The organism is Klebsiella sp. KE9456 (assembly GCF_043832615.1).
Classification (GTDB): Bacteria; Pseudomonadota; Gammaproteobacteria; order Enterobacterales; family Enterobacteriaceae; genus Klebsiella; species Klebsiella indica.
This window is the reverse complement of the sequence record NZ_JBDYQK010000008.1, coordinates 86,254-106,367: the sequence shown is the minus strand read 5'-3', so window position 1 is coordinate 106,367 and position 20,114 is coordinate 86,254. Positions and strand designations below refer to the sequence as shown.

Here is a 20,114-nt window from a genome sequence, read left to right as displayed (position 1 = left end):
CCGCTATGACACATCAACTCTCCGACGGATATCTGGTGATTTTTGCCCTGTTACAGGCGCTTATATTGCTGTTGATCACGCCATTATTCACGGGCATTTCACGGCAAATCCGCGCCAGAATGCATTCTCGTCGTGGACCGGGCATCTGGCAGGACTACCGGGACCTCAACAAACTATTAAAACGCCAGGAGGTGGCTCCGGCCTCTTCGGGTCTGATGTTCCGCCTGATGCCCTGGGTGCTGTTGAGCAGCATGCTGGTTGTCACGATGGCGCTGCCGCTGTTTGTCCAGGCGTCGCCTCTTGCTGGCGGCGGTGACATCATCACGCTGATCTATTTGTTTGCCTTGTTCCGCTTCTTCTTTGCTCTTTCCGGCCTGGACACCGGTAGCCCGTTCTCCGGGATCGGCGCCAGCCGTGAACTGACGCTGGGCATTCTGGTGGAGCCGATGCTGATCCTCGCTTTACTGGTCGTCGCGTTAATCGCAGGGTCAACCCATATCGCCGCCATCAGCACCACGCTGGCGTCAGGCTGGCTTTCGCCTGTCGCGACGATGCTGGCATTCCTGTCCTGCGCGTTCGCCTGTTTCATCGAAATGGGGAAAATTCCCTTTGATGTGGCTGAAGCCGAGCAGGAACTACAGGAAGGGCCGCTGACAGAGTACTCCGGCGCCGGGCTGGCGTTAGTGAAGTGGGGAGTGGGCCTCAAACAAGTGGTGATGGCATCGCTATTTATCACCCTGTTTCTGCCATTTGGCAGCGCTGAAACCCTCTCTTTCGGTTCTCTGCTGCTCTCCCTGGTCGTCACGCTCATCAAGCTACTGCTGATTTTTGTGATTGCATCCATCGTAGAAAACTCGTTAGCGCGGGGACGATTTTTACTGACGCATCATGTGACCTGGCTCGGCTTCGGCCTTGCCGCGTTGTCGTATGTCTTTTGGTTAACCGGTCTGTAAGGAGCATCGTCATATTATGGAAACTCTTGCTCTGACGACACTGTTGCTGCCTTTCGTCGGCGCACTCGTCGTTTCGCTCTCGCCCCAGCGCCAGGCCGCGAAACTGGGCACGCTGTTCGCCTTGCTGGCGACCCTTAGCATGTTGTGGCTTGAAGCGGTTTTTTATCTGGCAGGGAAAGCGGCTGTCACCATTTCCCTCGCCAGTATTGGCGATGTCGTGCTTTTTGGTCTTACCATCGACAGGCTCAGCACGCTGATCCTGTTTGTTGTCGTGTTTCTGGGGCTGCTGGTCGCCCTCTATTCCACCGGCTATTTAACGGAAAAGAACCGCGAGCATCCGCATGACGGCGGCAACCGGTACTATGCGTTTCTGCTGATTTTTATCGGCGCTATGTCCGGGCTGGTACTCTCGTCAACGATTCTCGGTCAGCTGATATTCTTCGAAATCACCGGCGGCTGCTCCTGGGCGTTGATTGGCTACTATCAGAGCGAGAAAGCGCAACGTTCGGCACTGAAGGCGCTTCTGCTTACCCATATCGCCTCTCTTGGGCTCTATCTTGCTGCCGCCACGCTGTTCCTGCAAACCGGCACCTTCTCGTTAAGCGCATTGAGTGAGCTGCAGGGAAATGCCCGTTATCTGGTATACGGCGGCATTCTTTTCGCCGCGTGGGGGAAATCGGCCCAGTTGCCGTTGCAGGCCTGGTTACCCGACGCGATGGAAGCGCCGACACCGGTCAGCGCCTATCTCCATGCAGCATCGATGGTTAAAGTCGGGGTCTATATCTTCGCGCGAGCCATTCTTGAGGGCGGGAATATCCCGCATCTCATTGGCGGGATCGGCGCGGTGATGGCGCTGGTAACCCTTATTTATGGTTTCCTGATGTATCTCCCCCAGAAAGACATGAAGCGTTTGCTGGCCTGGTCGACAATTACCCAGCTGGCGTATATTTTCCTCGCACTCTCACTGGCAACCTTTGGATCGCGTCTCGCATTTGAAGGCGGGGTTGCCTATATCGTCAACCACGCTTTCGCTAAGAGTCTGTTCTTCCTGGTGGCGGGTTCCCTCAGCTATAGCTGCGGGACACGTCTCCTGCCTCGTCTACGCGGCGTTTTGCATACGTTGCCGCTGGCTGGCGTGGGTTTCTGCGTCGCTGCGCTGGCGATTACCGGCGTGCCCCCGTTCAATGGATTCTTCAGTAAATACCCGCTGTTTGCCGCGGGCTTCACCCTTTCAAACCAGTACTGGCTACTGTTGCCCGCCATGATTCTGGTTTTGATTGAATCTGTCGCCAGCTTTGGCTGGTTTATTTACTGGTTTGGGCGCGTAGTGCCAGGCAAGCCGAGCGACGAGGTTGCCCACGCGTCGCCGCTGCCGCTTTCTATGCGCGTGGTGTTGGTCGTACTGATTGTGATGTCGCTTGCATCCAGCGTCATCGCCGCAGCCTGGCTTCAGTAAGGAGGTGAAGGATGAGCGGAACAATGATTGTTAATAATCTGGCGGGCCTGATGATGCTGACATCGCTGTTGGTCATCAGTGTAAAAAGCCACCGCCTTTCATGTGTTTTTTATGCCATCCAGTCATTGGTGCTGGTATCTATCTTCGTCACGTTATCCAGAGTCTTTGCGGCTGAACAATTACTCATGTGGTCCATTGGCGCGTTTATCACCAAAGTGGTCATGGTGCCATTAATTATGGGATTCGCCATGCGCAAATTGACCACGATTAATACGCAACCTGCATTGTTCGGCCCCGCCATTATGGCGTTGCTGGCAGCGCTCATCGTTCTGCTATGCGCTTTCGTCGTTCAGCCGGTGAATTTACCGATGGCGGTTGATCTCAAACCCGCGCTGGCGGTGGCGTTAGGCCACTTCCTGTTAGGCCTTCTGTGCATCGTCAGCCAGCGCAATATTCTGCGGCAAATCTTTGGCTACTGTCTGATGGAGAACGGTTCCCATCTGGTACTGGCGCTGCTCGCCTGGCGCGCGCCGGAACTGGTGGAGATCGGGATAGCCACCGACGCGATTTTCGCCGTCATTGTGATGGTTCTGCTGGCCAGAAAGATAGGGCGTGTTCACGGCACGCTGGACGTGAACAACCTGACTGCGCTTAAGGGATAATGAAATGAGTCATTCTGTCATCTTCACCTTACTGTTGCTGGTACCACTGGTTTTCTCGTTATTGTGCTTTGCCTGCCGGATAATGGGAAATGCCGCTGTCGGGACAGTCACCATCCTGCATGCGGCGGGCATAACACTGCTGCTGATTCTGGCGCTATGGACGGTAAATGAAGCTTTACGTGAAGGCGAAATATTCGCCGCACACCAGTGGCTGCATATTGATAGCCTGAGCGGATTGTTTCTGGCGATTCTCGGCGCGATCGGCTTTCTCACCGGTATTTATTCGATTGGCTATATGCGCCACGAAGTCGCGCATGGTGAGATCTCACCGGTCACGCTCTGCGACTACTACGGATTCTTCCATCTCTTTTTATTTACCATGCTGCTGGTGGTCACCAGTAACAATCTGATTGTCATGTGGGCGGCGATCGAAGCCACGACGCTAAGTTCGGCGTTTCTGGTGGGTATCTATGGGCAACGTTCCTCGCTCGAAGCGGCATGGAAGTACATTATCATCTGTACGGTCGGCGTCGCCTTCGGCCTGTTTGGCACGGTGCTGGTCTACGCCAACGCCGCCAGTTTTATGCCCGACCCTAATCAGGCGATTTTCTGGACGGAAGTCCTTAAAGAGGCGACGCGGCTGAATCCAACGCTGATGCTGCTGGCTTTTGTATTTATTCTGATTGGTTTCGGTACCAAAACCGGGCTGTTCCCGATGCACGCCTGGCTGCCGGATGCCCATAGCGAAGCGCCGAGTCCGGTCAGCGCCTTGCTCTCAGCGGTGTTGCTGAACTGCGCATTACTGGTGCTGATTCGCTACTACATCATTATCTGCCATGCCATCGGCAGCGATTTCCCCAGCAAGCTACTGCTGATATTTGGTCTGCTTTCGGTCGCCGTGGCAGCATTTTTTATCCTCGTGCAGCAGGATATGAAACGTCTGCTGGCCTATTCCAGCGTGGAAAATATGGGGCTGATTGCCGTCGCGCTGGGGATTGGCGGTCCGCTGGGCATTCTGGCGGCCCTGCTCCATACCCTCAACCACAGTCTGGCGAAAACCCTTCTGTTCTGCGGTTCGGGGAACGTACTGCTGAAGTACGGCACCCGCAATCTGGATGTCGTCTGCGGTATGCTGAAGATCATGCCCTTTAGCGCCGTGTTACTTGGCGGCGGCGCGCTGGCGCTGGGAGGAATGCCGCCGTTCAACATTTTCCTCAGTGAATTCATGACCGTCGCGGCGGGCCTCGCCCGCGATCATATCGCCATCACCATTTTGCTGTTGCTGCTGCTGACGCTGGTACTGGCAGGGCTGGTGCGCATGGTGGCGCGGGTGCTGTTTGCCCACCCGCCGGAAGCCGTGAGCCGCGGCGAACTGGGCTGGCTGACCACTGCCCCGATGGCCATTCTGCTGGTCATGATGCTGGTCATGGGGACGCATATTCCACACCCCGTAAGCCAGATTCTGGAAAATGCCTCGGCCATTGTCCTTTCAGGCTCGCATGAACAGCCTGTGCAAATAAACGGCTGGCAAGATTTTATGAATCCCACGACCGCCTCAGTACCGGAGAATAAAAGTGAACTATTTGGACAGCGTTAATTTATCTTCAAACTGCGGCGAAACCTGTCTGGCCGCGGTAAAAGCACAGTTTCCCGGCGCCATACTGGAGGAAGAGCGACAGACGCCAACGCAGGTTACGATTACCGTGAAGACTAACCTGCTGCCGGATGTGGTGCATTATCTCTATTACCAGCATGAAGGTTGGTTGCCTGTTCTGTTTGGCAACGACGAGCGTAGCCTGAACGGACATTACGCGGTGTACTATGCGCTCTCAATTGAAGGAAAAGAAAAGTGCTGGATTGTGGTTAAAGCACTGGTTGATGCCGATAGCCGGGAGTTCCCCTCCGTCACACCGCGCGTCCCGGCCGCCGTTTGGGGGGAGCGGGAAATTCGCGACATGTACGGTCTGATTCCTGTCGGCCTGCCGGATCAACGCCGTCTGGTGTTACCGGATGACTGGCCAGACGATATGCATCCGCTACGTAAAGATGCGATGGATTATCGTCTGCGGCCGGAACCGACCACTGATACGGAAACATATTCTTTCATTAACGATGGCGACAATGACGCACGGATTGTTCCCATCGGTCCGCTGCATATCACGTCTGACGAACCGGGCCATTTTCGGCTGTTCGTTGATGGTGAGCAGATTGTCGATGCGGACTATCGCCTGTTCTATGTCCATCGTGGTATGGAGAAACTTGCTGAAACGCGCATGGGTTACAACGAAGTAACCTTTTTGTCGGATCGCGTATGCGGCATTTGTGGCTTTGCGCATAGCGTGGCCTACGCCACATCTGTGGAAAATGCGCTGGGTATTGAGGTTCCGCAGCGGGCACACACCATTCGCTCCGTCCTGCTGGAGGTGGAGCGACTGCATAGTCATCTGCTCAATCTTGGTCTTTCCTGCCATTTCGTCGGCTTTGATACCGGCTTTATGCAGTTTTTCCGCGTACGAGAGAAATCAATGACCATAGCGGAACTGTTAACCGGTTCACGCAAAACCTACGGACTTAACCTGATTGGCGGAATTCGCCGGGATATTCTGAAAGAACAGCGCCTGAAAACGCTGCAACTGGTCAGAGAGATGCGCGCGGAAGTCACTGAGCTGGTTGAAATGCTATTAGACACGCCAAATATTGAGCAGCGCACGCAGGGGGTTGGTATCCTTGACCGGCAGATCGCCCGTGATTTCAGCCCCGTGGGGCCGTTGATTCGCGGCAGTGGCTTCTCCCGCGATCTGCGATTCGATCACCCCTACGCCGATTACGGCAACCTGCCAAAAACGCTGTTCACCTTCGCTGGCGGCGATGTTTTCTCCAGAGTGATGGTCAGGGTCAAAGAGACCTTTGATTCGATGGCGATGATCGAATTCGCCCTCGACAACTTGCCCAACACGCCGTTGCTCACAGAAGGCTTCAGCTATCGTCCGCACGCCTTCGCGCTTGGCTACGTTGAAGCGCCGCGTGGCGAAGACGTTCACTGGAGTATGCTCGGCGATAATCAGAAACTGTTTCGCTGGCGATGCCGCGCCGCCACCTATGCCAACTGGCCGGTACTGCGCTACATGTTACGCGGAAACACGGTTTCTGACGCGCCGTTGATTATAGGTAGCCTCGATCCCTGCTATTCATGCACTGACCGTGTGACGCTGGTCGACGTTCGTAAACGTCAGTCCAGGACCGTGCCATATAAAGAGATCGAACGTTATGGCCTGGAGCGAAATCGCTCACCGCTAAAGTAAGGACAGAAAAATGCTGAAATTACTGAAAACAATCATGCGGGCCGGCGAACCGACGGTGAAATACCCTTTTGCCCCACTGGAAGTCTGCCCTGGTTTTCGCGGAAAGCCTGAGCTGGATCCGCGCCAGTGTATTGCTTGTGCGGCCTGCACCTCCGCCTGTCCGGCCAATGCTCTGACAATGGAAACGGACGATAAAAATAACACCCGGACCTGGCAACTCTATCTGGGGCGGTGCATTTATTGTGGGCGCTGTGAAGAAGTGTGCCCTACCCGGGCAATACGTCTGTCGGAAAACTTTGAGCTCGCCGTCACCAATAAGACGGATCTCTATACGCGCGCCACCTTCCGTTTGCAGAAATGTACGCGCTGCCAGCGGCCCTTCGCGGCGGAAAAATCTATTGAGATGGCGGTAGAGCTACTGGCGCAACAGCAACATACCCCGGACCTTCTGGAAACGCTGCGTCAACAGGCATGCATTTGCCCGGAATGCCGACGCCATGCCGCGTTATTTCATGGCGGCAGTGAAAATATTTCCTTTGCGATTAAGGAAAAACTATGACGACCTCGTTTGAAACGCATCGCCATCATGTCAGCCAGCCCATCACCCTGGATGACCAGGCGCAGAAAATGAAACAGCTGCTTCTGCAGGACATTCGCCGCTCAGCGTATGTTTATCGGGTGGATTGCGGCGGTTGCAACGGCTGTGAAATTGAAATTTTCTCAGCCATTACGCCGCTGTTTGATGCCGAACGCTTTGGGATCAAAGTCGTCGCGTCGCCGCGCCATGCCGATATTCTGCTGTTTACCGGCGCGGTAACGCGCGCCATGCGCATGCCTGCGCTGCGGGCGTATCATTCGGCGCCGGACCATAAGATATGCCTCTCCTACGGTGCCTGCGGCGTCGGTGGCGGTATTTTCCACGATCTTTATTGCGTGTGGGGAGGCAGCGACACAATCGTGCCTATCGATGTGTGGATTCCGGGCTGCCCTCCGACGCCTGCCGCCACGATTCATGGTTTTGCGGTCGCGCTTGGCCTACTTCAGCAAAAGATCCATGCGGTCGATTATCTGGAGGCCGCCGCCGAATCCCCTCAACTCCTGTGGCCGCACATTCCTCCCGCACAGCGTGTTGCCGTAGAACGCGAAGCCAGACGTCTTGCGGGATACCGTCAGGGACGGGAAATATGCGATCGGCTTTTCACGGTACTTACCCGCGATCCCACCGGAAAGCAGGTTGAACACTGGCTCCGGGAAGCGAACGATCCGCGACTGAATGATATTGTCCATCAATTATTACTGACGGTTCGGGGGGGATATGACGGAAAACAGCGGTGAGATCGTCTTCTGGACGCTGCGGAAAAAGTTTATCGACAGCAGTGTCTCCATGCCAGAGAAAAGTCGTCAGGTTATGTATTACTCACTGGCGATTGGCCATCATGTCGGCGTGATTGATTGTCTCAATGTGGCGCTGCGTTGCCCTCTGCAGGAATATCGTGAATGGATTGACTTGTTAAGTGACGAGCAGGCGCGGCGAAAAATGGCTGGCGTCTTAACCTTTGGGGAAATTGTGATTGATGCGTCGCACACCGCCATGCTGACTCACGCCTTCGCGACGCTGGCTGACGATGGCGCGGCCTCCTGGAAATCGCTGAGTATCCAGTTTATTCATTTGTTGGATGATATTGTTCGCGAACCCGCCATTTATCTGATGGCAAAAAAGATCTCGTGAGAAGGATAACATTACAAAATGAAGGGATAGGCTATAGTATTATAAGGCCAGGATAATCAATCTAACGCGCCATCGTTACGTGGAATGTCCCTTCATTAAAAAGGACTCTTGATGACTATGTTTGACGAGGCAACTCCTGCCCCGCCTGAAGAGATACCGCAAGATAATCTCATCAATGCACTGTTACAGTTTTTGACTCAGCAGAATGATAAGGCGTCTCTGTTGCGCGCTTTCATTCCGCTCCCGCCCTCTTTTCGTACTGTACAGCTTATTGAGCTCCACATTATTGGCAGCGAGATTTGGTATCGTTGCTTTGATGACGGAAGCGACGAGACGGCAACAGAAGCCTGGCAAGGTGACTACGCAGACTGTTCGCGACATGTGGTGCAGCCTGACAATGCCCTGATGATAGAACTGCGTTTCATTTGTATCACTGGCGACCCGTTCTCACCCCAGGATATCATGCTGTTCAACTGGCTAACGCGCATCATCACGCCCGTTCTCGCCGCGATGATTGAACAAACCAAACAGCGGGTAACGCTACAGGCAGTGGCGAAAGAGCGCGATCATCACCGGGTGCTGGTCGATATCACCAATTCTGTTCTGTCCCATCTCGATCTGGAAGAACTTGTCGCCGACATCGGCAACGAAATTCATCATTTCTTTGGCACAACATCCGTGAGTCTGGTTTTGCGTGATAGCCGACAGGCGGATAAGTTCCATGTGTGGTGCACCCACTTTTCAGATTCGGAGCCTGAGTACACGCAATATCATCTGCCTGGCAGCAGCGAGATTCTCATGCAAACGCTGCGTGAGAACCAGCATCGCTTACTTCATCTTGCTGAAGATCCGGCCCTGTGGCAACGGGACGCTTTGCTGGAGAAAATCGCGGAACGGGGCCTGGAAGCCGCAGTGATACTCCCAATGACCTTCGGCAATCGTACGCCAGGCATACTGTTCCTGGCACATACTTCAGCCAGTGTATTTAGCAAAGAAAATTGTGAATTACTGCAGCATATTGCCGATCGCATCGCTATTGCTGTCGATAATGCCAACGCCTGGCGCAATATGACAGAGCTGAAGGAAAGTCTTAAACAGGAGAATCGCCAGCTCAGCGAGCAGTTATTTTCCAGCCAGGGGATGGGCGATATTATTTATAAAAGCCGGGCTATGGACGAGCTGCTACAGCAGGTCGAAATTGTGGCGCAAAGCGACAGCACGGTTCTCATCTGCGGAGAAACCGGAACCGGCAAAGAAGTTATCGCCCGCGCCGTACATCAGTTAAGTCTGCGGCGCGATAAACCACTGGTGAAAATTAACTGCGCCGCCATCCCCGCCAGCCTGCTGGAAAGTGAATTATTTGGCCACGATAAAGGGGCCTTTACCGGCGCAATTAACACCCATCGCGGTCGTTTTGAGATTGCCGATGGGGGTACGCTGTTTCTTGATGAGATCGGCGACCTTCCATTAGAGCTACAGCCCAAATTATTGCGCGTATTACAGGAAAGGGAAATTGAGCGCCTCGGCAGCAATAAAACTATTCCGGTTAATGTCAGAGTCATTGCCGCCACCAATCGTGACTTATGGCAAATGGTTGAAGACAGGGAGTTTCGCAGCGATCTTTTTTATCGGCTTAATGTCTTCCCTCTGGAATTACCGCCGTTGCGCGAGCGGCCGGAAGATATTCCTCTGCTGGCGAAATATTTTACGCAAAAAATGGCGAAACGGATGAATCGTACCATTGATAGCATCTCCTCCGAAACGCTCCAGCAACTGATGTCATGGGACTGGCCTGGTAATATACGGGAACTGGAAAACGTTATTGAACGCGCCGTGTTGCTCACTCGCGGCACCACCCTGAATTTACATCTTAATACCCCGCAAACTCACCTGTTGCCGTCTTTAAGTCATGACGTTCAGCCGCGAGGTTCAATGGCGCAAATGTTAAATCCCGCCGCGCCGGAAACCGATGAAGAGGAACGCCAGCGAATTATCCAGGTGCTCAGGGAGACGAATGGTATTGTCGCCGGGCCGCGCGGCGCGGCAACCCGCCTGGGGATGAAGCGCACGACCCTGCTGTCGCGGATGCAGCGTCTGGGCATTGCCGCACGGGAAGTACTCTAGCGGTTGTAAAGTGAAATGGATCACATATTAGCACCGAATGACGAAGGCATTCTGGTACGCACTATGCATATATGAAGGTAATCATGCATGTCTTAATGTAATCCAGGAGCCTTCGATGAAGAATGATATTTCTTTCGATTTGCGCATGCCCGCAGAAATGGCAAAAGTCGCGGAACAGGCCGGTGTCTATAAAGTTTCCAAGAGAAAAGATCTCGCATTTTTTCTGGCTATAACCGCGGGAGTCTTTATTTCTATTGCCTTTGTTTTTTATATCACGGTAACCACGGGGGCAACGCCGGCAACATCATTAACAAAACTCGCCGGTGGCCTCTGTTTTACACTCGGTCTGATTCTGGTTGTCGTATGTGGTGCCGATCTTTTTACGTCGACAGTAATGACGGTCATGGCGAAAGCCAGCGGCTTAATTAGCTGGCGGCAGTTAATTGTGAACTGGATTATTGTTTATTTCGGCAATCTTGTCGGGGCGCTCTTTTTTGTTTTGTTGATCTGGTTTTCCGGACAAGCCATGAGCAGCAATGGCTTATGGGGGCTCAATGTTCTGCAAACCGCCGATCATAAAATGCACCATACCTTTATTGAGGCGGTCTGCCTGGGGACGTTGTGTAATTTAATGGTTTGCCTTGCCGTCTGGATGAGTTATTCCGGCCACTCTCTGACGGACAAAATCGTCGCAATGTTGTTGCCTATCGGCATGTTTGTCGCCAGTGGCTTTGAGCACAGTATTGCCAATATGTTTATCATCCCGCTGGCGATCGTGATTCGCGACTTTTCCCCCGATCAATTCTGGAGTATGACGCAGACCACAGCGGATAATTTCCCGATGCTGACGGTGCATAATTTTATTATCGATAATTTAATCCCGGTAACCATCGGCAATATTATCGGCGGCGGCGTTCTGGTCAGTATTACCTACTGGATAATCTATTTGCGCGAACAGAAACATGAACATTAAGCTATCGCCCCCGCGAGGCGCCTTATTCTGAAGTCAGGCGCCCGCGTCTGAAAAATACGATTCAAAGTCCGGACAACCGTTCGGACTTCAGATGGATATCTCAGTCTGCGAGTCCGTCGGGAGCGTTTTGCGTCTGCCCAGGCCGGGTAACGCGCTCATTTCCCTCGCCCGCGGCATACGGCATTCAATTCGTCAGCACTGAGACCATTTTCTCCAGAGCGGGGGTCACCTGCTGGTGGTCATATACGATGTATAAATCGGCCGGAATACGCTCCTCCAGTGGACGAAACACGACGCCAGGCCATTGCATCTGCGCATAGCTATCGGCGATCAGTGTGATACCCATTCCCATGCTGATCATCGCCAGAACCGTTTGCGGCTCCATCACTTCGCGGACAATCATCGGCAAAAATCCCGCCCGCTGACATACGCGTTGCAAAAACGTCCAGTCGGTATGTATTGACGGCATAGTGACAAAATATTCGTTACGCAGCAACGCAAGAGGGATCTCCTCAAGCACGGTAAGTGAGTGCTCTTCCGGCATTGCAACCAGAAAAGAGGATTCATGCAAACGCTGGCTGGTAAACCCTGGAGAAGGCTCTATTGCCATTCGCCAGATCCCGGCGTCCAGCTCCCGTCGTTCCAGCATCGCCATCTGCATAGCAGGCATGTTCTCTCTAAAAAGGACTTCAACATTCGGATTTTCCTGCAAAAAATGGCGCATCGCCAGGCGCATGTTTCCCCACATTGCCGTGCCGATCACACCTAATTCTATCCGCCCCGCTTCACCCCTCCCAATCTGCTCCACTCGCGCCAGGGCCTGGTTCGCGTTGGTAAGCAGACGGCGGGATTCCTCCATCAGAATTTTTCCGGCATGCGTCAACGCCACGCTGCGGGAATGACGAACAAACAACGGCGTACCGAGGTGCTGTTCCAGATCTTTAATATGAATACTCAGCGGAGGCTGCGACATATTCAGGCGGGCGGCCGCTCGTCCAAAATGCAGCTCTTCTGCGACAGCAAGAAAGTAGCGCAATAACTTCAGATCGATACGATGCGTGCGTTCCATATGTAATGCGTTCCTGAGCGGAAGAGAATACGCAAAGTTACCACATGGCATCATAGAAAATGAAACGGCGGGGAAATGACCCCGCCACCGGAAAGCTACGGCGCCATTTCTTTCTTCGTCAACGCCTCAGGCTCATGCCGCTCTCGGAAAAATAGCGCAAAAAGAACCGCCACCGCCAACGCATAGGCCGCAAACACCAGCCAGATGGTCTGCCAGTCCTTCACGCCATCGACAGAGAAATAATCCACCGCCATGCCGCTCAGAATTGACCCCAGCCACGCGCCGAAACCGTTCACCATTGTCATAAACAGCCCTTGCGCGCTGGCACGAATGTCTGGACTGACGCTCTGCTCCACGAACACCGATCCCGAAATATTAAAGAAATCAAATGCGCACCCGTAGACGATCATCGACATCAGCAGTAGCACAAAACCGAGCGGAGAAGGATCGCCAAAAGCAAAGAAACCGAAGCGCAACGTCCACGCCAGCATACTCATCAGCATCACTGTTTTAATGCCAAAGCGCTTAAGAAAGAACGGAATAGTGAGAATAAAACCGACTTCCGCCATCTGCGAAACCGAAAGCAAAATAGAGGGATACTTCACCACAAAACTATCTGCAAACGCCGGATAGCGGGCAAAATCATGCAGGAACGGGTTACCAAAGACATTCGTAATTTGCAACACCGCCCCCAGCATCATAGCGAACAGGAAGAAAATCGCCATTCGCGCATTTTTAAACAGCACCAGGGCATCCAGCCCCAGTTTACTGGCAAACGTTGCCGCCGATTTTTTCCCGGCAACAGGGATTTTTGGTAGCGTAAACGCATACATCGCCAGAAATAACGAAGCGCCAGAGGCGATATACAGTTGCGCGCTGCTCAGTTCCAGTCCCATCAGGCTCACCGTCCACATCGCGACAATAAAACCCATGGTGCCAAATACGCGAACTGGTGGAAATGCGGTCACCGGATCCTGGCCAGACTGCGCCAGACAAGCGTAGGAGACACTGTTGGACAACGAGATCGTCGGCATATAGGCCATCGCGTTAATGAGCATCACCCAAAACATCGTCTCCGGGTCGGTAACGGTCGTCGCATAAAGCAACACCCCGGCGCAGACCAGATGGCAGAGCATATAGGCGCGTTCCGCACGTAACCATTTGTCGGCAATGATCCCCATAACGCCCGGCATAATAATCGCTGCCAGTCCCTTGGAACTATAAATCATACCGACATTCGCCCCGGTGAAATGCAGGGTGTTGATCATGTAAGAACCCAGAGTTACCAGCCAGCTTCCCCAGATAAAATACTGCAAAAACGACATGAGCTTTAAGCGAGATACGATACCCATTTTCCGTTCCTTGCCCTTAAAGTAAAACTCCGCAAATGGGAGCAATATTATTGGTGTTATGGTTTATTCAGACCAGTTTGCGCAGGAAGCCGCAGATCAGGTTGATAAAGTTCTGCCGGGAAAGTTCTGCCGCCGCCAGGGTTTGCGCATGAGATAATTTCACATCCCCCAGACCTTCAGCCAGATTGGTGATTGCCGCGACGGCCACCACTTTCAACCCGCAATGACGGGCCGTAATCACTTCCGGTACCACGGACATCCCCACCACGTCGCCGCCAATAATCTGCATCATGCGAATCTCTGTCGCGGTTTCAAAATTAGGCCCCGAATAAGAAACAAACACACCTTCGGTAAGCGGAAAACCTTCTTCGGCCGCAACACGCTGCAAAATGGCGCGATAATCCGCGTCATAGGCATTGGCCATAGAAAAGAAACGCTCGCCGAAGCGTTCATCATTCAGGCCAACCATTGGCGTCCCCGGCATGGTGTTAATGTGATCGCTTAACGCCACCAGACTGCCGGGCCCGGTTTCCGGGCGTAAAGAGCCCGCCGCGTTAGTGCAGAACAGCAATTCACACCCCAGAAGTTTTAGCGTCCGGATGGCATCGGTCATCACCGTCATGCCACGCCCTTCATAGAAATGCCCGCGACCTTTCATACATGCGACAGGAACGCCAGCCAAATAGCCGAGTACCAGTTCACCTGCATGTCCATGCACGGTACTGACAGGGAATCCCGGCAGCTTCTCGTAAGAAATCGCCACGGCATCGTCAATTTGTTCTGCCAGCGCCCCGAGGCCTGAGCCAAGAATAAACGCGACCCGCGGCGTAAAATCTGGCTTATAGCCGCGAATAATGTCTGCGCTATACCACGGGTTCTGTGAGAAAAGAGAATGGCTCATGAAATGTCCTTAAAAACTGAAAAATTGATCTGGCACCAGATTGTTATAACGATGCTACGCAATCGATTACCAATACAGTTTTCCAGGACGTTCAATACCTAAAAGCTATTGATTTTATATCTGATACAAGGGGTCATGCTCGCGCAACGCGGTTAATTGGCCGGCCTGATGTCGGACCACCTCCCACAACGCTTCTGCCGCGGTAGATAACGAGCGATTTTTACGTCGTGCCAGCATCAGTTGCCGCTCAACCACCGGCGTAAGCCGTTTCACCTGTAACTGACTGCCTTGCGGAAGCGGCAGAGCTAACGCTGGCAATATGCTGATACCTATCCCCGACTCAACCATGGGAAACAGCGTTGCCGGGTGGCCAATCTCCTGCACAATATTTGCCTCAACCGAAAATCGCGCAAGCGCGGTATCAATAAGCGGACGGCTACCTGATGCATAATCCTGTAACACCAGTCGCTGATGCTGTAGCGCCTGCCAGCTCACCGAGTCACGAGAAGAAAAAGAGTGATCCCGACGGCAAAGCAACAAGAAAGGCTCCGCGAGAACCGTCTCACACTGTAGATCAGTGACAGCGCCGGGATCGATCACAATGCCAAAATCCACCTCGCCCTGACGAATGCTCTCCAGCACCCACTGCTGAGGGCGATCGTGCAGAACGAAATCGATCTCCGGATAATACTGATTACTATAGGCAATGCACTGCGGGATCAGATGCGCAGAAATGGTCTGACTGGCCGCAACCCGGACGGTTCCCGTCAGTTGCTGTCCGACACGGCCCGCTTCGCGCAACGTACTGTTCAGTTCATCTAGCAGACGTTCAAGCCTGACGGCCAGTTGCTGACCGGCCTCCGTGAGTACCACTTCCCGGGTCGTTCGATCGAGCAAACGCACGCCGGTGCGATGCTCCAGGTCTTTAACACTATGGCTGACCGCCGACTGACTGAGACCGATATTCTCCCCCGCCCGACTAAAGCTTTTAGCGCGTGCGACGGCCACAAACACTCTTAATTGACGTAGCGAGTAATTCATTTCTTTTTTTCATGAATAGATGCAATAAATCAATTTTATTTCTCAAACTAAAGAAAGCACAATAGCGGCATCGATTTTCAGGAGCGTTTATGAAATTTTTCCGCATTATTGATCCATTCACTCTCACGTTAGTCACCGTGGTCCTGCTGGCCTCCTTTTTCCCTGCCCGCGGTGGGTTTGTTCCCTTCTTCGAGCATTTGACCACCGCCGCCATTGCCCTGTTATTTTTTATGCATGGTGCGAAACTCTCTCGTGAGGCGATTGTTGCCGGAGGAAGCCACTGGCGCCTGCATCTCTGGGTAATATGCAGCACGTTTATCGTATTCCCTGTGCTCGGCGTACTGTTCGCAAAGTGGGCCCCCATCAACGTTGATCCGGCGCTGTACACCGGTTTTATTTATCTGTGTATTCTGCCCGCGACCGTCCAGTCGGCGATTGCGTTTACTTCGCTGGCTGGCGGTAACGTCGCGGCTGCCGTGTGCTCGGCTTCGGCCTCAAGCCTGCTGGGGATTTTTATTTCGCCCTTGCTGGTCGGTCTGTTGATGAATCTGCACGGCGCAGGCGGAAGTCTGGAGCAGGTCGGAAAAATTATGCTACAACTGCTTCTGCCGTTTGTGCTGGGGCATCTTTCTCGTCCCTGGATTGGCGACTGGGTGGCAAAACATAAAAAGTGGATCTCAAAAACCGACCAGACGTCCATTCTGCTGGTTGTTTATTCGGCCTTCAGCGAAGCGGTCGTTAACGGTATCTGGCATAAAGTCGGTATCGGATCGCTGCTGTTTATCGTCATTGTATGCCTGGTACTTCTGGCCATTGTGATTACGATTAACGTCGTTGTCGCGCGTAAATGCGGCTTCAATAAGGCGGATGAAATTACCATTGTGTTCTGCGGGTCGAAAAAGAGCCTGGCAAACGGGATCCCGATGGCCAATATTCTCTTCCCGACCTCAATACTGGGGATAATGGTGCTGCCGCTGATGATCTTCCATCAGATTCAGTTAATGGTGTGCGCCGTTCTGGCGAGGCGCTATAAACGCCAGAACGAAGCATTACAGGCACAGGAAAAGACCCGCGCCTCCGAGGCTTAACGAGGACGCTTCAGGGGCTGAACCAGGTCGGTCAGCCCCTCCGTTTTAATCAGCAACGTCAACGCCATCAGCTCGCCAAGATGCCCGGCGGGAAATTGATCTTTACGGGCAAACCACAGCAAATACTCTTCCGGCACATCAATTAAACGACGTCCTTTGTATTTACCAAACGGCATTTCCGTGTTGGCAATCTCAATAAGCCGGGCTTTATCCACGCGATTCTCCAAGCAGGCGCAGCATTTCGGCTTCATCAATCACCGTAATCCCCAGTTCCTGCGCTTTGACCAGTTTAGACCCCGCGGCTTCCCCGGCGATGACCAGATCAGTTTTCTTCGACACGCTGCCCGCGACCTTCGCGCCCAACGCAACGAGCTGCGCTTTCGCATCGTCCCGCGACAGCTGACTCAGACTGCCCGTCAGAACCACCGTTTTACCGGCAAATGGGCTATCAATCTCTTCGGCGTTGACCATGACAGGCGCGGGCCAGCGGACGCCTTCTTTACGCAATTGCGCAATAACGTCACGGTTGCTCTCTTCAGCAAAGAAATTACGCACATGCGTAGCGACAACAATCCCCACATCGGGCACTTTTTGCAGGTCGTCAATGGAAGCCTGTTCCAGTGCCTCAATGGTGGCGAAATGCGCGGCTAAACTTGCTGCCGTGGCCTCCCCAACTTCACGGATACCTAGCGCATAAAGAAAACGGGCAAACGTGGTTTCTTTGGATTTTTCCAGTGCGTCCACGACATTTTGCGCGGATTTCGGCCCCATGCGATCCAGCCCGGTGAGTTTACCCGGCGTCAACCGGAAAAGATCGGCCGGCGTATGCACGTACTCTTTCTCAACCAGTTGATCGATGATCTTATCGCCCATACCATCGACATCTAACGCACGACGAGAGACAAAATGCTTGAGAGACTCTTTACGCTGCGCGCCACAGATCAGACCGCCTGTACAGCGAGTAACGGCTTCACCCTCAACGCGCTCAACATCGGAGTGGCACACCGGGCAATGGGTGGGAAATACAATCTCGCGCGTCCCTTCCGGGCGTTCCGAGAGAACCACATTGACCACCTGGGGGATAACATCCCCGGCCCGGCGAATAACCACCTTGTCACCAATTCGTAGCCCCAGACGTTCGATTTCGTCCGCATTATGCAGCGTCGCATTGCTGACTAACACCCCGGCGACATGGACCGGCTCCAGACGCGCAACGGGCGTAATGGCGCCGGTACGCCCAACCTGAAACTCAACATCGCGTACGAAGGTCATCTGTTCTTGCGCCGGAAACTTAAACGCCACCGCCCAACGCGGCGCGCGGGCCACAAAGCCCAACTGTTCCTGCAATTCCAGTGAATCAACTTTGATAACCACGCCATCAATATCAAACCCCAGACTCGGCCGATCTTCTTCCACTTTGCGATAGTAAGTAAGCACGTCTTCTGGCGTGTGACAGAGCGTTACGCGATCGCTGACCGGCAATCCCCAGGCTTTAAATTGCTGTAAACGCGCTGAATGGCTCTCCGGCAACACGCCGCCTTCCAGCACACCCACGCCATAGCAAAAGAATGTAAGTGGTCGCTTCGCCGTAATGCGCGGATCGAGCTGACGTAAAGAACCGGCAGCCGCGTTACGTGGGTTAGCGAACACTTTCCCGCCGGTTCGGCGAGCCTCTTCATTGATTTTTTCGAATCCAGCCTGAGGGAGAAAAACTTCACCGCGAACTTCCAGCCGCTGTGGGATATTGTCGCCTCTCAGCTTCAGCGGGATAGCGCGAATAGTACGCACGTTGGACGTAATGTCCTCCCCGGTTGTTCCGTCGCCGCGAGTCGCCGCCTGTACCAGTATGCCGTTTTCATACAGAATACTGACGGCCAGGCCATCCAGTTTTAGCTCACAGCAATAGACAAGATCGTCGGTGTTTTTCAGGCGATCCTGAACGCGCTTATTAAACGCGAGGAAGCTCTCTTCATCAAAAACGTTATCCAGCGACAGCATCGGGACTTCATGACGAATCTGGCTAAATGAGGCCAGCGGTTCGGCGCCGACGCGCTGGGTTGGCGAGTCCGGCGTAATCAGTTCAGGATGTTGCGCTTCCAGCTCACGCAGCTCACGCATTAAGCGGTCATATTCAGCATCAGGAATTTCCGGTGCATCCATGACGTGGTACAGATATTCATGATGGCGAAGCGTGGTTCGCAGTTCAGTCAGTTTTTGTTCATTCGATTCCATATCACACCATCAATGATAAAAAACCCCCGACGGGCGGGGGTTCAGGCTCAGCAGACGAAACGCAGGAAGATGAATCAGGCGTTAGCCTCTTTCACTTCACGGATGCGGTCCTGGTATTCACGCAGTTTTTGCGGCGTCATCATGCGACGCTGATCATCCAGCACCACGCCGCCGACTTCATCAGCGATGTATTGGGCGGACTGTAGCATCAGTTTAAAGTTTTGCAGTTCATCGCCAAAGGACGGAACCTGCATAAAGATCGTCACCCCGGGGGTTAGCATATCCGCCATACTATCCGGATTAAAAGTCCCTGGTTTGACCATATTCGCGAGACTAAACAGAACCTGCCCGCTGCCATCCGGGCTTAAATGACGATGGAAAATGTCCATATCACCAAATGTAAAGCCAGCCTGCTGGATGCTGTTGAGCAACAGCTCGCCATTAAGCTGCGAACCATGATGCGCGGCGACGTTCATCACAATCACCGTCTCCTTGCGCTCTTTTGGCTTTGGCGCCGCCGGCGGTGGTTCAGGCGCCTGCGGTTCAGGCGCGGGTTGCGACGGAGGTGCGGCCACCGGCTGGGCAGCAGATTGTTGCGCCGACTGTGGCCGGGGCACAGGTTGTTGTACCGGCTGCGGTTGTTGTACCGGCTGAGGTTGCGTCACCGACTGCGGCTGCTGAACCGGCGCCTGAGTATGAACAACTGGCTGGTGATGTGGCTGCGGCGGATGCGGCTGCTGCGGTGCGCGAACAGGCTCTTCCTGGCGCACTGGCTGCGGTTGCGCCTGACGCTCATAGGGAGGCTGATACTGGTGCTGCCGCGGCTGACGGGGTGCTTCATGCTCCCCATGAGCGCTATTCGGCGCATGATTGGCTCGATGAACCCGAACTTCACCTACACCTTCAATATCATCATCATCAAAGTCATCGCCTTCCAGCGCTTCTTCGTCGCGAGACTTCATACGTTTAAGTGGACGATCGCGAAACATCGAGGAGCGCTCTTTACGGCTGGTCCAGAAACCGTGTACCAGTAAAGCGATTATAGCGATCGCGCCAACAATGATTAATATCAGACGCAAATCCTGCATCATTATATTCTCTGTTGTTCTAACACCTTGCCACCACGGCAAACATTTACTCACTAAGAGTATTTGGCGATTACACCAAGTGCAAGTGCGTCAGGAACTTTCACTACATAAAGATGAACTAAATCGTGCTTTTTGCTGTTTTTT

At 53.4% G+C, this 20,114-nt stretch carries 18 protein-coding genes; 11 read left to right on the top strand and 7 right to left on the bottom strand.

What is annotated here, in order from left to right; genetic code table 11:
* Nucleotides 1–5: 5 nt before the first annotated feature.
* From ABK821_RS10095 to focA, 10 genes are all read left to right on the top strand, one after another.
* Nucleotides 6–953, top strand: a complete 948-nt coding sequence (locus ABK821_RS10095; protein ID WP_343178225.1) for a respiratory chain complex I subunit 1 family protein — start codon at nt 6–8, stop codon at nt 951–953.
* Nucleotides 954–969: 16 nt separating this feature from the next.
* A complete protein-coding gene (locus ABK821_RS10090) occupies nt 970–2,409 on the top strand; it encodes a hydrogenase 4 subunit D (protein WP_138361126.1) in 1,440 nt (479 codons plus the stop codon).
* An 11-nt stretch (nt 2,410–2,420) separates the two neighbouring features.
* Nucleotides 2,421–3,071 (top strand): hydrogenase 4 membrane subunit, encoded by a 651-nt coding sequence (gene hyfE, locus ABK821_RS10085; protein ID WP_138361125.1) that lies wholly within the window; start codon nt 2,421–2,423, stop codon nt 3,069–3,071.
* Nucleotides 3,072–3,075: 4 nt separating this feature from the next.
* Complete coding sequence (hyfF, locus tag ABK821_RS10080; protein WP_138361124.1) at nt 3,076–4,668, top strand: hydrogenase 4 subunit F; 1,593 nt, start codon at nt 3,076–3,078, stop codon at nt 4,666–4,668.
* Nucleotides 4,655–6,373, top strand: coding sequence for an NADH-quinone oxidoreductase subunit C (locus ABK821_RS10075; RefSeq protein ID WP_171034872.1), 1,719 nt, complete (start codon nt 4,655–4,657; stop codon nt 6,371–6,373). The genes hyfF and ABK821_RS10075 overlap by 14 nt, the downstream gene beginning before the upstream one ends.
* Nucleotides 6,374–6,383: 10 nt before the next feature.
* Nucleotides 6,384–6,932, top strand: a complete 549-nt coding sequence (gene hyfH / locus ABK821_RS10070) for a hydrogenase 4 subunit H (RefSeq protein ID WP_138361122.1) — start codon at nt 6,384–6,386, stop codon at nt 6,930–6,932.
* Complete coding sequence (locus ABK821_RS10065) at nt 6,929–7,708, top strand: NADH-quinone oxidoreductase subunit B family protein (protein WP_138361121.1); 780 nt, start codon at nt 6,929–6,931, stop codon at nt 7,706–7,708. The genes hyfH and ABK821_RS10065 overlap by 4 nt, the downstream gene beginning before the upstream one ends.
* Nucleotides 7,689–8,102 (top strand): formate hydrogenlyase maturation HycH family protein, encoded by a 414-nt coding sequence (locus tag ABK821_RS10060; protein ID WP_343178224.1) that lies wholly within the window; start codon nt 7,689–7,691, stop codon nt 8,100–8,102. The genes ABK821_RS10065 and ABK821_RS10060 overlap by 20 nt, the downstream gene beginning before the upstream one ends.
* A gap of 111 nt (nt 8,103–8,213) precedes the next feature.
* On the top strand, nt 8,214–10,226 hold the full coding sequence (locus ABK821_RS10055; RefSeq protein WP_138361119.1) for a sigma-54-dependent Fis family transcriptional regulator: 2,013 nt from the start codon (nt 8,214–8,216) through the stop codon (nt 10,224–10,226).
* A 115-nt stretch (nt 10,227–10,341) separates the two neighbouring features.
* Nucleotides 10,342–11,199, top strand: coding sequence for a formate transporter FocA (focA, locus tag ABK821_RS10050; RefSeq protein WP_138361118.1), 858 nt, complete (start codon nt 10,342–10,344; stop codon nt 11,197–11,199).
* A gap of 184 nt (nt 11,200–11,383) precedes the next feature.
* Here focA and ABK821_RS10045 read toward each other — a convergent pair whose 3' ends face one another.
* From ABK821_RS10045 to ABK821_RS10030, 4 genes are all read right to left on the bottom strand, one after another.
* Entirely contained in the window at nt 11,384–12,268 is an 885-nt protein-coding gene (locus ABK821_RS10045) for a LysR family transcriptional regulator (RefSeq protein ID WP_138361117.1), read from the bottom strand.
* Nucleotides 12,269–12,363: 95 nt separating this feature from the next.
* Nucleotides 12,364–13,620, bottom strand: coding sequence for a nucleoside permease (locus ABK821_RS10040; RefSeq protein ID WP_138361116.1), 1,257 nt, complete (start codon nt 13,618–13,620; stop codon nt 12,364–12,366).
* A 67-nt stretch (nt 13,621–13,687) separates the two neighbouring features.
* Nucleotides 13,688–14,521, bottom strand: coding sequence for a xanthosine phosphorylase (xapA, locus tag ABK821_RS10035; protein ID WP_138361115.1), 834 nt, complete (start codon nt 14,519–14,521; stop codon nt 13,688–13,690).
* Between the two features lie 114 nt (nt 14,522–14,635).
* Nucleotides 14,636–15,562: a LysR family transcriptional regulator gene (locus tag ABK821_RS10030; protein WP_138361114.1), complete on the bottom strand. Its 927-nt coding sequence runs from the start codon at nt 15,560–15,562 to the stop codon at nt 14,636–14,638.
* Nucleotides 15,563–15,651: 89 nt separating this feature from the next.
* Between ABK821_RS10030 and ABK821_RS10025 the strand changes: the two genes are divergently transcribed.
* Nucleotides 15,652–16,650, top strand: a complete 999-nt coding sequence (locus ABK821_RS10025) for a bile acid:sodium symporter family protein (protein WP_138361113.1) — start codon at nt 15,652–15,654, stop codon at nt 16,648–16,650.
* On the opposite strand, the gene ABK821_RS10020 is transcribed toward ABK821_RS10025, so the two are convergent.
* The 3 genes from ABK821_RS10020 to zipA all read right to left on the bottom strand — a co-directional run bounded on the left by ABK821_RS10020 (nt 16,647) and on the right by zipA (nt 19,973).
* The gene (locus ABK821_RS10020; RefSeq protein WP_138361112.1) at nt 16,647–16,865 is read right to left on the bottom strand and encodes a DUF3820 family protein; all 219 of its coding nucleotides are present in this window, start codon (nt 16,863–16,865) and stop codon (nt 16,647–16,649) included. The two genes, ABK821_RS10025 and ABK821_RS10020, sit on opposite strands and share 4 nt — an antisense overlap.
* The gene (ligA, locus tag ABK821_RS10015; protein ID WP_343178223.1) at nt 16,858–18,882 is read right to left on the bottom strand and encodes an NAD-dependent DNA ligase LigA; all 2,025 of its coding nucleotides are present in this window, start codon (nt 18,880–18,882) and stop codon (nt 16,858–16,860) included. The genes ABK821_RS10020 and ligA overlap by 8 nt, the downstream gene beginning before the upstream one ends.
* Before the next feature lie 74 nt (nt 18,883–18,956).
* Nucleotides 18,957–19,973 (bottom strand): cell division protein ZipA, encoded by a 1,017-nt coding sequence (zipA, locus tag ABK821_RS10010; RefSeq protein ID WP_171034870.1) that lies wholly within the window; start codon nt 19,971–19,973, stop codon nt 18,957–18,959.
* Between the last annotated feature and the right edge of the window lie 141 nt (nt 19,974–20,114).

Bases quoted from the DNA above. Each gene is read 5' to 3' on its own strand.
- ABK821_RS10095 (WP_343178225.1), top strand. From the start codon at position 6: ATGACACATCAACTCTCCGACGGATATCTGGTGATTTTTGCCCTGTTA.
- ABK821_RS10090 (WP_138361126.1), top strand. From the start codon at position 970: ATGGAAACTCTTGCTCTGACGACACTGTTGCTGCCTTTCGTCGGCGCA.
- hyfE (WP_138361125.1), top strand. From the start codon at position 2,421: ATGAGCGGAACAATGATTGTTAATAATCTGGCGGGCCTGATGATGCTG.
- hyfF (WP_138361124.1), top strand. From the start codon at position 3,076: ATGAGTCATTCTGTCATCTTCACCTTACTGTTGCTGGTACCACTGGTT.
- hyfH (WP_138361122.1), top strand. From the start codon at position 6,384: ATGCTGAAATTACTGAAAACAATCATGCGGGCCGGCGAACCGACGGTG.
- ABK821_RS10065 (WP_138361121.1), top strand. From the start codon at position 6,929: ATGACGACCTCGTTTGAAACGCATCGCCATCATGTCAGCCAGCCCATC.
- ABK821_RS10060 (WP_343178224.1), top strand. From the start codon at position 7,689: ATGACGGAAAACAGCGGTGAGATCGTCTTCTGGACGCTGCGGAAAAAG.
- ABK821_RS10055 (WP_138361119.1), top strand. From the start codon at position 8,214: ATGACTATGTTTGACGAGGCAACTCCTGCCCCGCCTGAAGAGATACCG.
- focA (WP_138361118.1), top strand. From the start codon at position 10,342: ATGAAGAATGATATTTCTTTCGATTTGCGCATGCCCGCAGAAATGGCA.
- ABK821_RS10045 (WP_138361117.1), bottom strand. From the start codon at position 12,268: ATGGAACGCACGCATCGTATCGATCTGAAGTTATTGCGCTACTTTCTT.
- ABK821_RS10040 (WP_138361116.1), bottom strand. From the start codon at position 13,620: ATGGGTATCGTATCTCGCTTAAAGCTCATGTCGTTTTTGCAGTATTTT.
- xapA (WP_138361115.1), bottom strand. From the start codon at position 14,521: ATGAGCCATTCTCTTTTCTCACAGAACCCGTGGTATAGCGCAGACATT.
- ABK821_RS10030 (WP_138361114.1), bottom strand. From the start codon at position 15,562: ATGAATTACTCGCTACGTCAATTAAGAGTGTTTGTGGCCGTCGCACGC.
- ABK821_RS10025 (WP_138361113.1), top strand. From the start codon at position 15,652: ATGAAATTTTTCCGCATTATTGATCCATTCACTCTCACGTTAGTCACC.
- ligA (WP_343178223.1), bottom strand. From the start codon at position 18,882: ATGGAATCGAATGAACAAAAACTGACTGAACTGCGAACCACGCTTCGC.
- zipA (WP_171034870.1), bottom strand. From the start codon at position 19,973: ATGATGCAGGATTTGCGTCTGATATTAATCATTGTTGGCGCGATCGCT.